12 protein-coding genes are annotated in these 14,522 nt (G+C 67.8%); all 12 read right to left on the bottom strand.

Annotation, left to right across the window (positions count from 1 at the left end):
* Positions 1-349: 349 nt before the first annotated feature.
* Positions 350-2,125, bottom strand: coding sequence for a methyl-accepting chemotaxis protein (locus LXM88_RS13260; protein WP_262542760.1), 1,776 nt, complete (start codon positions 2,123-2,125; stop codon positions 350-352).
* 292 nt (positions 2,126-2,417) lie between these two features.
* Positions 2,418-3,347 (bottom strand): ribokinase, encoded by a 930-nt coding sequence (gene rbsK / locus LXM88_RS13255; RefSeq protein WP_262542759.1) that lies wholly within the window; start codon positions 3,345-3,347, stop codon positions 2,418-2,420.
* Complete coding sequence (locus LXM88_RS13250; protein WP_262542758.1) at positions 3,344-4,375, bottom strand: LacI family DNA-binding transcriptional regulator; 1,032 nt, start codon at positions 4,373-4,375, stop codon at positions 3,344-3,346. Before LXM88_RS13250 ends, rbsK begins: the two co-directional genes overlap by 4 nt.
* A 41-nt stretch (positions 4,376-4,416) precedes the next feature.
* Positions 4,417-5,436 (bottom strand): ABC transporter permease, encoded by a 1,020-nt coding sequence (locus LXM88_RS13245; protein ID WP_262542757.1) that lies wholly within the window; start codon positions 5,434-5,436, stop codon positions 4,417-4,419.
* Positions 5,433-7,046 carry a sugar ABC transporter ATP-binding protein gene (locus tag LXM88_RS13240; protein ID WP_262542756.1) on the bottom strand — a complete coding sequence of 538 codons (1,614 nt, stop codon included), beginning with the start codon at positions 7,044-7,046 and terminating at the stop codon, positions 5,433-5,435. The genes LXM88_RS13245 and LXM88_RS13240 overlap by 4 nt, the downstream gene beginning before the upstream one ends.
* Positions 7,047-7,191: 145 nt before the next feature.
* Positions 7,192-8,142, bottom strand: a complete 951-nt coding sequence (locus LXM88_RS13235; RefSeq protein WP_262542755.1) for a sugar ABC transporter substrate-binding protein — start codon at positions 8,140-8,142, stop codon at positions 7,192-7,194.
* 315 nt (positions 8,143-8,457) lie between these two features.
* Positions 8,458-8,844, bottom strand: a complete 387-nt coding sequence (locus LXM88_RS13230; RefSeq protein ID WP_262542754.1) for a DUF805 domain-containing protein — start codon at positions 8,842-8,844, stop codon at positions 8,458-8,460.
* Between the two features lie 504 nt (positions 8,845-9,348).
* Complete coding sequence (locus LXM88_RS13225) at positions 9,349-10,275, bottom strand: CysB family HTH-type transcriptional regulator (RefSeq protein ID WP_175955462.1); 927 nt, start codon at positions 10,273-10,275, stop codon at positions 9,349-9,351.
* A 75-nt stretch (positions 10,276-10,350) separates the two neighbouring features.
* A complete protein-coding gene (locus LXM88_RS13220; protein ID WP_262542753.1) occupies positions 10,351-11,409 on the bottom strand; it encodes a sulfate/molybdate ABC transporter ATP-binding protein in 1,059 nt (352 codons plus the stop codon).
* A 13-nt stretch (positions 11,410-11,422) separates the two neighbouring features.
* Positions 11,423-12,373, bottom strand: a complete 951-nt coding sequence (gene cysW / locus LXM88_RS13215; RefSeq protein WP_262542752.1) for a sulfate ABC transporter permease subunit CysW — start codon at positions 12,371-12,373, stop codon at positions 11,423-11,425.
* A complete protein-coding gene (gene cysT / locus LXM88_RS13210) occupies positions 12,370-13,263 on the bottom strand; it encodes a sulfate ABC transporter permease subunit CysT (protein WP_262542751.1) in 894 nt (297 codons plus the stop codon). The genes cysW and cysT overlap by 4 nt, the downstream gene beginning before the upstream one ends.
* Before the next feature lie 123 nt (positions 13,264-13,386).
* Positions 13,387-14,424: a sulfate ABC transporter substrate-binding protein gene (locus LXM88_RS13205; RefSeq protein WP_262542750.1), complete on the bottom strand. Its 1,038-nt coding sequence runs from the start codon at positions 14,422-14,424 to the stop codon at positions 13,387-13,389.
* Between the last annotated feature and the right edge of the window lie 98 nt (positions 14,425-14,522).

Here is a 14,522-nt window from a genome sequence, read left to right as displayed (position 1 = left end):
CATCCGCCGCGTCTCGTCGAACGACGGAACCTCTTGTGCGTTGGACACATCCGACGTCGTCGCTTCCCCCCTTCATCCCTATACGTTCGAGCGGCCGTTTACGACGACACGCTTCGCGCACCGTTACAATTTTTTTGCGCAGCGCCCTTACGGAGATACCCGTACGACAGTTGCGGGCATACGACGCGCATCGTTGCGCGTATCCGCCGGGACAAGTCACGCGATGCGCGCGACGATGCACGATCGTTCATGCGCACTGTCACATTTTGTCTGCCGCCGAAACGACGACGCCCGCATGTCGCGGGCGTCGTTCGTCACCAAATGGGGATAGATACGCGGCACGCGCGAATCAGAAGGTCTCCCAGTCGTCGGCGCCGCCGGCAGAAGCGACCGGCGCCGCGGCAGGCGCCGCAGATGCGGTCGCGGGCTTGCGAGCCGGCATCGCCGCAGCCGTGCGCTTCGGCGGTGCATCGCGATCGTCGCGCGCAGCAGCCTGTTGCGCCGGCACGGCAACTGCCGCCGCAGGTGCACGCGACGCGTGACGCACGGCTGCCGGCGCGACTGCGCCGGGGCGTGCCGCTTCGTCGTCGAGCTGGAACACCGACGCCGTTTCGCGCAGGCGCGCAGCCTGTTCGTCGAGCGACTGCGCGGCGGCGGCGGCTTCCTCGACGAGCGCCGCATTCTGCTGCGTGACCTCGTCCATCTGCGCGACCGCGCGCGCCACCTGGTCGATCCCGCCGCTCTGCTCCTCGGACGCCGCGGCGATTTCGCCCATGATGTCCGTCACGCGCTGCACCGCACCGATCACGTCGCTCATCGTGCGCCCCGCTTCGTCGACCAGTGTCGACCCCGACCGGATGCGCTCCACCGACGCGTCGATCAACGCCTTGATCTCCTTGGCCGCGGTCGACGAACGCTGTGCGAGGCTGCGCACCTCGCCCGCGACGACTGCGAAGCCGCGGCCTTCCTCGCCCGCGCGCGCGGCTTCGACGGCCGCATTCAGCGCAAGAATGTTGGTCTGGAATGCGATTCCCTCGATGATCGCGATGATGTCCGCGATCCTGGCCGAGCTGTCGTTGATCTCGCCCATCGTGCCGACCACCTGGCCGACCACCGTATTGCCCTTGTTGGCAATCTCCGACGCGTTCGCGGCCAGCGCGCTTGCCTGGCGCGCATTGTCGGCGTTCTGTTTCACGGTGCCGGTCAGCTGTTCCATGCTCGACGCGGTTTCCTGCAGCGCAGCGGCCTGTTCCTCGGTACGCGACGACAGGTCGATGTTGCCGGCCGCGATCTGGCGGGCCGCGGTCGCGATCGACTCGCTGCCGCCGCGCACGGTGCGCACCGTGTCGACGAGCCCGCGCTGCATCTTCGCGAGGCCGTCGAGAAGCTGGCCCATCTCGTCGCGCCGGTGCACGACGATCGGCCGGCGCAGGTCGCCTGCGGAGATCGCGTCGAAATGCGCGAGCGCGTCCGCGATCGGGCGGCCGATCGCGCGGCTCAGCGTCAGCCACGACAGCAGCGCGGCGCCGACGCCGGCCGCGAGCGCGACGATCGACAGCACGCGCAGCATGTCGAACGTCGCTTCCGAACGGTCGAAACTCGCCTTCGCATCGGTGAACTGGAAATTACGCAGCGCTTCGCTCGCCACCGCGAGGTCGTTGTAGAGCGCCTGGAGCTGCTTGGCGCCGTCGCCGATGCGATCGCGCTGGTCCGCCCCGACGACGCTCGCGAACGCGTCACAGCCGCGTTGCAGCGCCAGCCGCTTCGCGGCGACATCCTGCGCGAGCCGATCCTCCTCCGGCCCGCGCGGCAGCGCGAGATACTTCTGCCACCACGCGTCGGACTGCGTGCGCATCGCCCGGCTGCGCTCGATGGCGGCCGCCGAGTCGGGCGTGCCGGACAGCAGCGCCGCGCGGTCGAGCGCGAGGCGCTCGCGCGCGGCGAACATTTCCGCGACCGCCACGTCGACCGCACTCGGCATCTGGTTCGTGAAAATCTCGCGCGTCGAGTCGTTCGAACGCGTCATCCCGTACAGCCCGAGCACCCCGGTTACGCCCAGCAGCACCGCCAGAAACGCCATCGTCAAACCGATGCGCGCACGAATCGTCAGGTTCCTGAACACCATCATCCATCCTGTGTTGCGTCGTCATGAACGGGCCAGGCCCGTTGGCTCGAAGCATTGCTTCACTCCGTGCATTTACGACCGTGCAGCGCACAACTTGATGGTTTTTGCGCTATTTTTTCGAATTATTGGTCTGTTTATTACAAATAGCTGAATAATCGACGCGAAATCCGGTCGGTCCGACAAACAGGATGGGAGAAAGCCCGTGGGGCGCCGGCAGCTGGCCGATGACAGGTGGTACGGCCGGCCGTCTCGTGCGACGGGCCGGCCGCGATGCGGAATCGGCGATCGCGCCCTATTCGGCCAGTTCGGCAAGCGTCGGGATCGACGGCTGCGCGCCCGCGCGCGTGACCGACAGCGCCGCCGCGCGTTGCGCGAAGCGGATGGCCGTGTCGACGTCCGCGCCGGCCGCGATCCGCGCGGAAAAGCCGCCGATGAAGGTATCGCCGGCTGCCGTCGTGTCGACGGCCTGCACGGCCGGAGCCGGATAATGCCGCGCGGTGCCGTCGGCCGTCAGCGCGAGCACGCCGCGCGCGCCGAGCGTGACCAGCACGTTGCGCGCGCCGCCGGCCTGCAGCGCACGCGCGGCGGCTTCCGCATCGGACGGATCGCGCACCGGCAGCGCGGTCAGCGCGGCCGCCTCCACTTCGTTCGGAATCAGGTAGTCGACGAGCGGCAGCCAGCCGTCCGGCAGCGGCGCGACGGCCGGGGCCGGATTGAGCACCACCGTGCGTCCGAGCCGCCGCCCGGCCGACAGCGCCGCGAACACCGCATCGGGCGGCGTCTCGAGCTGGCAGATCACCACGTCCGCCGACGCCAGCGCGGCTTCGTGGCGCGCGATCGTGTCGGTCGTGACCTCGCCGTTGCCGCCCGCGACGATCACGATCGCGTTCTGGCTCGCATCGTCGACGACGATCAGCGCGACGCCGGTCGACGCCGACGCGCTCGTCGCAAGCCCCGTGCAGTCGATGCCCTCGGCTTCGAGGCCCGCGCGCAGCGCAGCGCCGTGCGCATCCGCGCCGACGCAGCCGATCATCGCGACCTGCGCGCCGAGCCGTGCGGCCGCGACGGCCTGGTTGCCGCCCTTGCCGCCCGCTGCCTGCGCGAACGCGTGCCCGGCGAGCGTTTCGCCCGGCAGCGGCAGCCGCGGCGCACGCACGACGAGATCCATGTTCAGGCTGCCGACCACCGTCACGCGGCCGGTGCGCGCAGCGGACGCCGTCATGCGCGACCGCCTGTGCCAGCCGGCTCGCGGTAGATCGCCGTCGATTCGCGCAGCACGAGGCGCGGCGACACGACGCGACGGCGGCTCGGCACGGCCGTCGAGCCGCCGCCGATCCGCTCGATCAGCGTCTGCGCGGCCATTTCGCCGAGCGCGCGTACCGACTGGCCGACCGTCGACAGCGCCGGATACGTGTAGCGGGAAAATTCGATGTCGTCGAAACCGATGATCGAGCAGTCGTCGGGCACGCGCAGCCCGCGCTCGGCCGCCGCGCGCAGCGCGCCGACGCCCATCAGGTCGTTGCCCGCGAAGATCGCGCTCGGCCGCACCGTTTCGAACAGCCGCGACGCCGCGTGATAGCCGCCGAGGCACGAGAAGTCGCTTTCCGCGATCGCACCCGGCACGATGTCGACCCCGCGCTCGGCCATCGCGCGGATGAAGCCGTGCACGCGCATCGCGCTGACTGCCGTATCGGTCGGCCCGGTGATGCAGCCGATCTTCGCGTGCCCGAGTTCGAGCAGGTGGCGCGTCGCCAGGTACGCGCCACGTTCATGGTCGATCTGCACGAGGTCGGCCGCGAGCCCCTCGATGTTGCGGTCGACGACGACGAGCGGCGCATGTATGTCCGCAAGCGTCTGCGCCAGCACCGCATCCTCGCCCGCCGATGCGACGATCAGCCCGTCGATGCGCTTTTCCTGCAGCACGCGCAGGTAGTTGCGCTGCTTCACGGGATCGTCGTCCGAGTTGCAGAAGAACACGCAATAGCCGTTGGCCGCGCACTGATCCTCGATGCCGCGCGCAAGCTCCGCGAAGTACGGATTCGTGCTGTTCGGCACGACGAGGCCGATGGTCGCCGTCGCCCGCGCCTTCAGCGAGCGCGCCACGGCCGATGGCACGTAGTTCAGCTCGCGGATTGCGCCCTCGACCTTCGCACGCACATCCGCGGACACCGGCCGCGAATTGTTCACCACGTGCGAGACGGTCGTAAACGACACGCCCGCCATGGCCGCCACATCCTTGATCGTCGCCATTTCCCGTTTCTCTCTGGTCTGTTCTGTCTGTCTTTCTAGCTCTAGCGCACGCGCGCGCGCCGGCTGCGATACGTATCGAGCACGACCGCCACCACGATCACCGCGCCGGTGATGATCCGTTTCGTCGGCTCGTTCGCGCCGATCTGCGCCAGCCCCGCGGCCAGCACGGAGATGATCAACACGCCGAAAAACGTGCTGATCACCGAGCCGCGCCCGCCCATCAGGCTCGTGCCACCGATCACGACGGCCGCAATGACCTGCAGTTCGAGGCCCACGCCCGCGTTCGGATCGGCCGCCTCGAGCCGCGAAATCTGGAACAGCGACGCGAGCCCCGCGAGCGCGCCCATCAATGCGAATACGAGGATTTTATACGGCCGCGGGTTAACCCCGGCAAGTCGGACGGCTTCCTCGTTCGTGCCGATCCCGACGAGATAGCGCCCGAACACGGTGCGCGTGAGCACGAACTGGGCCGCGATCATCACCGCGACCGCGATCAGGAACGCCGGCGAGATGCCGAGCGCGATCGGGTTCGACAGGAAATCGAACGCGTCGCCGATATAGGCCGTGCGCGAATTCGTCAGTTGATACGCGAGGCCGCGCGCGGCCTCCAGCACGCCGAGCGACACGATGAACGACGGGATCCGCCAGCCGACCGTGACCGCGCCCGTCAGCGCGCCGGTGGCGGTCGCGACCGCGATCCCGATCAGCGCGGCCGGCAGCGGCCCCCACTGCCATTTCAGCGCGGCGACGCTGACCATCGACGCGGCGAGCGCGAGCACCGAGCCGACCGACAGGTCGATCCCGGCGATGATCAGCACGAAGGTCATCCCGACCGACATCACGACGAGATCGGGAATCTGGTTCGCGATCGTGCTGAACGTGTCGTAGGTCAGGAAATGCGAGCTCAGCACCGAAAACAGCGCGATCATCGCGGCCAGCGCGCCGGCAAGCCCGAGATAGTTCGACAGGCCGAGCCGCGTGCCGGACAGCGTGCGCGCGCGGCGCCCCGTCACGTCCTGCTGCGCGCCTGCGTCGGTCGGGGATACGGGAGGCTGGGTCATTGCTGTCGTCCTGTCGTCGAAGTGCCGGGAGCGGCGCCCTGCGCCGGCCCCGCGTCCGGATGCTGCGTCCCGCCCGGCGGCGTCTCGCGGCCGAAGCCGGCGAACGCCGCGGCCAGCAGCGCATCCTGGGTCCAGTTGCCGCGCTCGAACACGGCGGTCATGCGCCCGGCCGACATCACGCCGATCCGGTCGCAGATCAGCATCAGCTCGCGCAGGTCGCTCGACACGACGACGAGCGCGCGGCCTTCGCGCGCGAGCGCGCCCATCAAAGTGTAGATCTCGAATTTGGCGCCGACGTCGATCCCGCGCGTCGGCTCGTCGAACAGCAGCACGCCCATGTCGCGCGCGAGCCAGCGGCCGATCACGACCTTCTGCTGGTTGCCGCCCGACAGTTCGCCGACCGGCTGCGTCGCGCCGTGCGTGCGGATCCGCAGCGCGTCGATCTGACGCTCGGCGAGCGCCGTTTCGCGCACCGTGTCGACGACGCCGCCGTGCGCGAGCCGGTCGAGCTGGCCGAGCGACACATTCGCGGTGACCGACTGCGACAACAGCAGCCCCTCGCCCTTGCGATCCTCGGTAATCAGCGCGATGCCGTGCTTCACCGCATCGACGGGCGAAGCGATACGCGCCGGTTTCAGCGGCTGGCCGACCGCGATCATCCCGGCATCCGGCGTATCGGCACCGTAGATCAGCCGCAGCAGTTCGGTGCGCCCTGCGCCGATCAGCCCCGAGATGCCGAAGATCTCGCCCGCGCGCACCTCGAGCGACACGTCCCGCACGGCCGACCCGCGCGTGAGGCCCGACACGACGAGCCGCGGCGCGCCGATACGGCGCTCGCCGAGATCGATGTGCTCGCCGATCTCGCGCCCGACCATCAGCGTGACGAGCCCGTCGGACGTCGTCGCCGCCATGTCGCCCGCATGCACGAGCCGGCCGTCGCGCAGCACCGCGACGCGTTCGGCGACGCGCGCGAGTTCCTCGAGCCGGTGCGAGATGTAGACGATCGCGACACCGCGTGCCTTCAGCCGGTCGATCTGCTCGAACAACAGCGCGACTTCGCGCGCGGTCAGCATCGCGGTCGGCTCGTCGAGAATCAGCACACGGCAATCGCCGATCAGGTTGCGCGCGATCTCGACCATCTGTTGATGGCCGATGCCGAGCGCACCGACGGGCGTATCGGGATCGACCATGTCGAGCCCGACCTGCGCCATCGCGGCACGCGCGTCGTCGCGCAGCCGCGCGCGATCGATGATCCCGAAGCGTCGCGGCAGCCGGTTCAGGAACAGGTTTTCGGCGACCGTCAGCGTCGGCAGCAGGTTCAACTCCTGCATCACCATGCGCACGCCGAGCGCCTCCGCCTGCGTGCGGCTCGCCGGTGCATACGCGTGGCCGCCAAGCTGCATCGTGCCGGCAGTCGGTTCGACGAGCCCGCCGATGATCTTCGACAGCGTGCTCTTGCCGGCGCCGTTCTCGCCCGTCAGCGCGAGCGCCTGGCCCGCCGCGAGCGTCAGCGTGACGTCGGCGAGCACGGGTTCGGCATAGGTCTTGCCGATGCCGGAAACGGACAGCACCGGGGTAGCTGAACGGGAGGGTTGGAAGGTCGGTTCCATCGCGATCCTGGTTGCGGCCGCGCGCACGCGGCGCGCGGGTGTGACGCTCACTAGTGCATGTGCATGCAGTGGCCGTGATCGCGCTCACACCGGATAACGGCCGCCGCGCCGGATTCTTGAGGGCGGCGGCCGCACCGGCGCGGCGTCACTTCGTCACGAGATCCACCGGCGTCTCGACCACGCCGGACATGTCGGCCTGCTTGCGATGCTCGGCGATCGCCTTGAGCGCCGTGTCGATACCGAACACGGCCTGCTTCGCAGCGTACTGGTCGGCGGTCGCGAGCACGCGGCCGTCCTTCAGCATCGGCTTGATCGCGTTGATGTTGTCGTACCCGACCACGGCCACCTTGCCCTGCTTGCCGGCCGCGCGCACGGCCGACACGGCGCCGATCGCCATGTTGTCGTTGCCGCACAGCAGCGCCTTCAGGTTCGGGTACTCGTTGAGCATCGCAGCGGCCACCGCGTTGCCCTTGTCGATCTCCCATTCGCCGGACTGCACCGACACGACCTTCATCCCGCCCGCCCTCATCGCGTCCTGGAAGCCGGCCGTGCGCTGCTGCGCATTGGTCGTCGTCGACACGCCTTCGACGATGCCGACCTGGTCGCCCGCCTTCAGCTTCTTCGCGAGGTAATCGCCGATCTTGCGCGCGCCCTTGCGGTTGTCCGGGCCGACGAACGGCACGTTCAGGTTCTTCGACTTCAGCACGTCGGGATCGAGCCGGTTGTCGATGTTCACGACGATGACGCCCGCGTCGACAGCCTTCTTCACGACCGGCACGAGCGCCTTCGAATCGGCCGGCGCGAGCACGATCGCGTCGACCTTCGACACGATCATCTGCTCGACGATGCGGATCTGGTTCGCGGTGTCGGTCTCGTCCTTGATGCCGTTGGTGATCAGGTCGAACTGATTCGCGTTGTGTTTCTGGTATTCCTTCGCGCCGGTTTCCATGGTCAGGAAGAACTCGTTGGCGAGCGACTTCATCACGAGTGCGACCTTCGGCTTGGCGGCCGATTGCGCGTGGACGGCCGGTGCGGCGGCGACCGCGACGGCGGCAAGCGCGGCGGTCAGGAAGCGACGGCGAAAGCGGACATTCATACACATCTCCTGGCGACTGGCCCGAAGGGCCGGACTGTTGTTTTAATGTGAGCAAACGTTTGCGCCACACTACCCGAGCAATGGCCATCGATGCTGCTGTCGGTACCACGGAATGGAAGCGAGGCAGACGGCCGACTGCCTGGCGCGTGCTGTCGTTGACGCGCCGCCGCCGGCTGGAAGCCGGCGGAGTGAAAGCTATGCTGTACCGATTCGCTTCGACGCGCAACCTGTCTGATCAATATTTAAGGGTTTTTTCGGAGTGCGCGAGCGTGCGTCGCGACGCGCAAAAGCCACACTTGCGGAGGCCGCCGCGCGTCACGCCGGGTCCTGCGGCGCCGGCTCGTCTTCATCGGCCGACGGCGGCTCGCCGAAGCGGTTCGCATGCGGCGTGCCGGCGATGAAGCCGTTCATCACGAACAGCGCAATCGCGCCGACGATCGGGACGAAGAGCAGCAGCATCCACCACCCCGACTTGTCGATGTCGTGCAGCCGCTTCACGCCGACGGCAATCGACGACCACACCGCGACGACCGCGATCGCGAACAGCACGAGCATCGCCAGCAGCGGCAGATCGTCGTTCGACGAACCGCGTGAACCCGCGTCGAAAAACGCGCTGACCAACGCGGAAACCAGCGCGTAGATCCACCACGGCATGCGCCCGATCCGGCCTTCGAAGGAAAAGAGAAACCATTTGAGATTCATTGTTTACTTCTTCTTCGTGCGTGTTGCGTGTTGCGCGATATGTCGTCGAGTGTGTCGGAACCGGCAATCCGCGTGCGTTGTTTTCTGAATGAGGATTGCCTGCCGGTATCGCTTTGCACGCTTCGTCTCGGCGTTCGTTGCGCGTTGTGCGTTGCGCCGCAGGTACCAGCCGGTCGGGATGGAAGCCGGAGAGCGGCGCGAACGCCCGTCATCCGGCATTCACGCGCATTGAATCATATCTTCCGAAGCGTGGCCCGTTCGACCTCGCCGAATGGCCGAAACGTTCGCATCTACCGTCTCGTTTTTCTGCCGGCAGGCGCACGCGTGTCGATCGCCGCGTGCGGCAGACGGGAAAGATCGAAAACCGCGACTGCGGTCGATGGTTCGATGTATCCGCCACCATGACGGCGGCACCGCCCCTGCCGCCGCGCTGCGTATCACATCGGGCGAACGCACGCCGCGCCGCCCGGCGCAACGTCCCGGACGGCGCGAGAAGTACTGCCGTCAGACCGCTTCGCGCAACATCCCCGCGATTTCCGCTTCGTTCAGGTGCGGCGCGAACATCTCGATCAGCCGGTACGCATACGCGCGCAGGAACGCGCCCTTGCGGAGCCCGACCCGCGTCGTGCTCGCCTCGAACAGGTGCTGCGTATCGAGCGCGACGAGGCCCGTGTCGCGCTGCGGATCGTAGGCCATCGCCGCGACGACGCCGATCCCCATCCCGAGCTCGACATAAGTCTTGATCACGTCCGCGTCGATCGCGGTCAGCACGACGTCGGGCACGGCGCCCGCCGCCGTAAACGCCTGGTCGATGTGCGAGCGGCCCGTGAAGTCCTGGTCGTACGTGATGATCGGATACTCGGCGATTTCCTCGAGCGTCAGGTTCTCGCGGCCGACGAGCGGATGGCCCTTCGGCACGACGACCGTGTGGTGCCACGAATAGCACGGGAACGTGACGATGTCCGGATAGCGGTCGAGCGCCTCGGTCGAGATGCCGAGATCCGCCTCGCCGTTCAGGATCATCTGCGCGATCTGCTGCGGGCTGCCCTGGCGCAGCGCGAGATGCACCTTCGGGAACACGTCGGTGAACTGCCGGATCACCTTCGGCAACGCATAACGCGCCTGCGTGTGCGTCGTCGCGACGACGAGGTGGCCGCTGTCCTGATCCGCGAACTGGCGTGCGACACGACGCAGGTTCTCGGCGTCGAGCAGCATCCGCTCGATCAACTGGTGCACGGCCTTGCCGGGCTCCGTGAGGCCCGTCAGCCGCTTGCCGCGCCGAATGAAGATGTCGACGCCCAGTTCATCCTCGAGATCCTTGATCTGCTTCGACACGCCCGACTGCGACGTGTACAGCACGTTCGCGACTTCCGTCAGGTTCATGTTCTGGCGCACCGCTTCGCGCACGAACCGCAATTGCTGAAAATTCATGGGTATGCCTCTTAGGCTGTCGTTGTTTGATTGTCGAATCGGAGCGGATTCCGCCCCCTGCCCTGCATTCTCGCTTCAACGCGCGGGAAACACGCGCACCGCGCGCGGCACGGCCGTCGCGCCGTCACCGACCTGCAGCGAGAGCGCACGCCACGCGTCGCGATCGAGTTCCGCCTCGAGTGCGCCGCCCGCGCGCGCCTCGAGTTCGACACGCACCGAACCGCCGAGCGGGATCACGCGTCGCACGTCGACCGCGATGCCGTCCCGGTGCCCTTCGCCTGCCGGCCAAATCTGCAGGTCGTGCGGGCGCACGTACGCGTTCGCGGGGCCCGCGAAATCGGCGTCGACCTCGATCGGCGCAGCGGCGCCCTCGGCGACGAAGCCGCGCCCGGCGACCGTGCCCGGCAGCCGGTTCGCCGCGCCGAGGAACTCGTACACGAACGCGCTCTGCGGATGATCGTAGACGTCCTGCGGGCTGCCGACCTGCTCGACGTGGCCGCGGTTCAGCACGACGATCCGATCGGCCACCTCCAGCGCCTCCTCCTGGTCGTGCGTGACGAAGATCGTCGAGATGTGCAGGTCGTCGTGCAGACGGCGCAGCCAGCCGCGCAATTCCTTGCGGACCTTCGCGTCGAGCGCGCCGAACGGTTCGTCGAGCAGCAGCACCTTCGGCTCGACCGCGAGCGCGCGGGCCAGCGCGATGCGCTGGCGCTGGCCGCCCGACAACTCGGACGGATAGCGCTGCGCGAGCCAGTCGAGCTGCACGAGCTTCAGCAATTCGTGCACCTTGTCGCGAATCGCGGCTTCCGACGGCCGCTCGCGGCGCGGCTTCACGCGCAGCCCGAACGCGACGTTCTCGAACACCGTCATGTGGCGGAACAGCGCGTAGTGCTGGAACACGAAACCGACCTGGCGGTCGCGCGCGCCGACCGACGCGACGTCGAGCCCCTGCAGCACGACCTGGCCGGCGTCCGCGTGCTCGAGGCCCGCGATCACGCGCAGCAGCGTGGTCTTGCCGCAGCCGGACGGCCCGAGCAGCGCGACCAGCTCGCCGGGCGGAAAGTCGAGCGACACGTTGTCGAGCGCCGTGAAATCGCCGAAGCGCTTCTGAAGGTTACGGACGGTGATACCCATTCTGGTTGCCTCTTTACGATTTCGACGAAACGGCGGCGACGGGGCCGGCATGTGCTGGTACGGCGTCGCGCGCGCCGGCCAGTTCGGCGGCGAGATGACGCTCGGCGAGCAGCTTCAGCGCGAGCGTGACGAGCGCGAGCAGCGCCAGCACCGACGCCACCGCGAACGCCGCCGCGAAGTTGTATTCGTTGTACAGGATCTCGACGTGCAGCGGCATCGTGTCGGTCACGCCGCGGATGTGGCCCGACACGACCGACACCGCGCCGAACTCGCCCATCGCGCGCGCGTTGCACAGGATCACCCCGTACAGCAGGCCCCACCTCACGTTCGGCAGCGTCACGCGGCGGAAGATCTGCCAGCCCGATGCGCCGAGCACGCGCGCGGCCTCTTCCTCGTCGGTGCCCTGCGCCTGCATCAGCGGAATCAGCTCGCGCGCGACGAACGGGAACGTGACGAAGATCGTCGCGAGCACGATGCCCGGCACCGCGAAGATGATCTGCACATCGTGATCCTGCAGCCACGGCCCCAGCCAGCCCTGCGCGCCGAACAGCAGCACGTACACGAGGCCCGAGATCACCGGCGACACGGAGAACGGCAGGTCGATCAGCGTCGTCAGCAGCGCCTTGCCGCGAAATTCGAACTTCGCGATCGCCCACGACGCGCACACGCCGAACACGAGGTTCAGCGGCACGGCGATCGCGGCGACGGTCAGCGTCAGCTTGATCGCCGCCCATGCGTCGGGATCGGCGAGCGATTCGAGATAGAAGCCGACGCCCTTGCGCAGCGCCTCGACGAACACCGCGGCGAGCGGCACGACGAGGAAGAACGCAAGGAACGCCAGCGCGATGCCCGTGAGCAGCCAGCGCACGACGCGCGACTCGCTGACGGGGTCGAGCCGTTTCGCCGCGCGTCCTGGCGCGGCCGACGACGGGGTTTTCAGCACGACGCTGGCCTCCTGGCTCATTGCTGGCCTCCTGCTGCGATGGCGGCGACAGGCGCGGGCGCGGGGCCGCTTGCGCCCTTGCTCGTCCTGCGCTGCAAATACCATTGCAGCGTGTTGATCAGCAGCAGCATCAGGAACGACACGACCAGCATCACGACCGCGAGCGCGGTGGCGCCCGCGTAGTCGTACTGCTCGAGCTTCGTGATGATGAGCAGCGACGTGATCTCGGATTTCATCGGCACGTTGCCGGCGATGAAGATCACCGATCCGTATTCGCCGAGCGCGCGCGCGAACGCCAGCGCGAAACCGGTCAGCAGCGCCGGCAGCACGGCGGGCAGCACGACGCGGCGGAACGTCAGCCAGCGCGACGCGCCGAGGCACGCGGCGGCCTCTTCCTGCTCGCGCTCGAAATCCTCGAGCACCGGCTGCACGGTGCGTACGACGAACGGCAGCCCGATGAAGGTCAGCGCGACCAGCACGCCGGCCGGCGTGAACGCGATCTTGATGCCGAGCGGCGCGAGATACTGGCCGACCCAGCCGTTGGTCGCATAAACGGCCGCGAGCGAGATACCGGCGACCGACGTCGGCAGCGCGAACGGCAGGTCGACGATCGCATCGACGAGGCGCTTGAGCGGGAACGTGTAGCGCACGAGCACCCACGCGACGAGGAAGCCGAACACGGCGTTGATCAGCGCGCCGCCGAGCGCGGCCGAGAACGTCAGCCGGTACGACGCGAGCACGCGCGGCGACGTGACGGCGGTGACGAACTGGTCCCACGACAGCGTCGCGGTCTTCAGGAACGTGGCGGCGAGCGGAATCAGCACCACGAGGCTCAAATAGGCCACCGTGATGCCGAGCGTCACGCCGAAACCGGGCAGCGCGCTCGGCTTGCGAAAGGTGTACGTCGTCATCGGATGCTCTTGCTGGGTCGATGCTGCTCATGGGTCCGACGCAAACCGCCGGCGCGATGCGTTGCGCCGGCGGCCCGTCGGGGATGCGGCGCGCTGTCGTGGCGCGCCGCTGTCGTTATGGCGTTACTGCGGCTTGTAGATCGAATCGAACACGCCGCCGTCCGCGAAATGCGTCTTCTGCGCATTGGTCCAGCCGCCGAACGTGTCGTCGACCGTGTACAGCTTCAGCTTCGGGAACTGCCTGGTCAGTTCCGCCGGCACGTTCTTCGAACGCGGCCGGTAGTAGTTTCGCGCCGCGATTTCCTGGCCCTGCGGGCTGTACAGGAAGTTCAGGTACGCGTCGGCCAGCTTGCGCGTGCCCTTCTTGTCGACCACCTTGTCCACCACCGCGACGGGCGGCTCGGCCAGGATGCTCACCGACGGCACGACGATCTCGAACTTGTCGGTGCCGAATTCCTTGACCGACAGGAATGCCTCGTTTTCCCAGGCGATCAGCACGTCGCCGATCCCGCGCTGCACGAAGCTCGTCGTCGCGCCTCGCGCGCCGGAATCGAGCACGCCCGCATTCTTGTAGAGCTTCGTGACGAATTCCTTCGCCGTCTGCTCGTTGCCGCCCGGCTTGTGCTGCGCGTATGCCCACGCGGCCAGGTAGTTCCAGCGCGCGCCGCCCGACGTCTTCGGATTCGGCGTGACGATCGAGATGCCCGGCCTGGTCAGGTCGTCCCAGTCCTTGATCCCCTTCGGATTGCCCTTGCGCACGAGGAACACGATCGTCGACGTGTACGGCGACGCGTTGTCGGGCAGGCGCTTCTGCCAGTCCTTGTTGACGAGCCCCTTGTTTGCCAGCGCGTCGATGTCATAGGCGAGCGCCAACGTGACGACGTCGGCCTGCAGGCCGTCGAGCACCGAGCGCGCCTGCGCGCCCGAGCCGCCGTGCGACTGCTTGAAGTTGACCGTCTCGCCCGTCTTCGCCTTCCACTCCTTGCCGAACGCCTGGTTGAAGTCCTGATACAGCTCGCGCGTCGGGTCGTACGACACGTTCAGGAAGGTCGTATCGGCCTGCGCGTGCGTCGCGACGCCCAGCGCCGCCGCCGCGCCCAGCGCGAGTGTTGCGATCAGGCGGCCCACGCCGTCCACCAGCCCCGTATTGCGCTTCGCCATCCTTGGTTCTCCACTGTTGTCGGTATTGCGATGTCGGGCCAGTCTAACGAACGGGTTACATGATTAAAAATAATCGTTCTTCATTTTTTAATACTCAA

Source organism: Burkholderia sp. S-53, from assembly GCF_025560745.1.
In the GTDB taxonomy this organism is placed as follows: domain Bacteria; phylum Pseudomonadota; class Gammaproteobacteria; order Burkholderiales; family Burkholderiaceae; genus Burkholderia; species Burkholderia pyrrocinia.
This window is presented reverse-complemented; position numbering and strand designations above follow the sequence as displayed.

Bases quoted from the DNA above. Each gene is read 5' to 3' on its own strand.
- LXM88_RS13260 (WP_262542760.1), bottom strand. From the start codon at position 2,125: ATGGTGTTCAGGAACCTGACGATTCGTGCGCGCATCGGTTTGACGATG.
- rbsK (WP_262542759.1), bottom strand. From the start codon at position 3,347: ATGACGGCGTCCGCTGCGCGCACCGGCCGCGTGACGGTGGTCGGCAGC.
- LXM88_RS13250 (WP_262542758.1), bottom strand. From the start codon at position 4,375: ATGGCGACGATCAAGGATGTGGCGGCCATGGCGGGCGTGTCGTTTACG.
- LXM88_RS13245 (WP_262542757.1), bottom strand. From the start codon at position 5,436: ATGACCCAGCCTCCCGTATCCCCGACCGACGCAGGCGCGCAGCAGGAC.
- LXM88_RS13240 (WP_262542756.1), bottom strand. From the start codon at position 7,046: ATGGAACCGACCTTCCAACCCTCCCGTTCAGCTACCCCGGTGCTGTCC.
- LXM88_RS13235 (WP_262542755.1), bottom strand. From the start codon at position 8,142: ATGAATGTCCGCTTTCGCCGTCGCTTCCTGACCGCCGCGCTTGCCGCC.
- LXM88_RS13230 (WP_262542754.1), bottom strand. From the start codon at position 8,844: ATGAATCTCAAATGGTTTCTCTTTTCCTTCGAAGGCCGGATCGGGCGC.
- LXM88_RS13225 (WP_175955462.1), bottom strand. From the start codon at position 10,275: ATGAATTTTCAGCAATTGCGGTTCGTGCGCGAAGCGGTGCGCCAGAAC.
- LXM88_RS13220 (WP_262542753.1), bottom strand. From the start codon at position 11,409: ATGGGTATCACCGTCCGTAACCTTCAGAAGCGCTTCGGCGATTTCACG.
- cysW (WP_262542752.1), bottom strand. From the start codon at position 12,373: ATGAGCCAGGAGGCCAGCGTCGTGCTGAAAACCCCGTCGTCGGCCGCG.
- cysT (WP_262542751.1), bottom strand. From the start codon at position 13,263: ATGACGACGTACACCTTTCGCAAGCCGAGCGCGCTGCCCGGTTTCGGC.
- LXM88_RS13205 (WP_262542750.1), bottom strand. From the start codon at position 14,424: ATGGCGAAGCGCAATACGGGGCTGGTGGACGGCGTGGGCCGCCTGATC.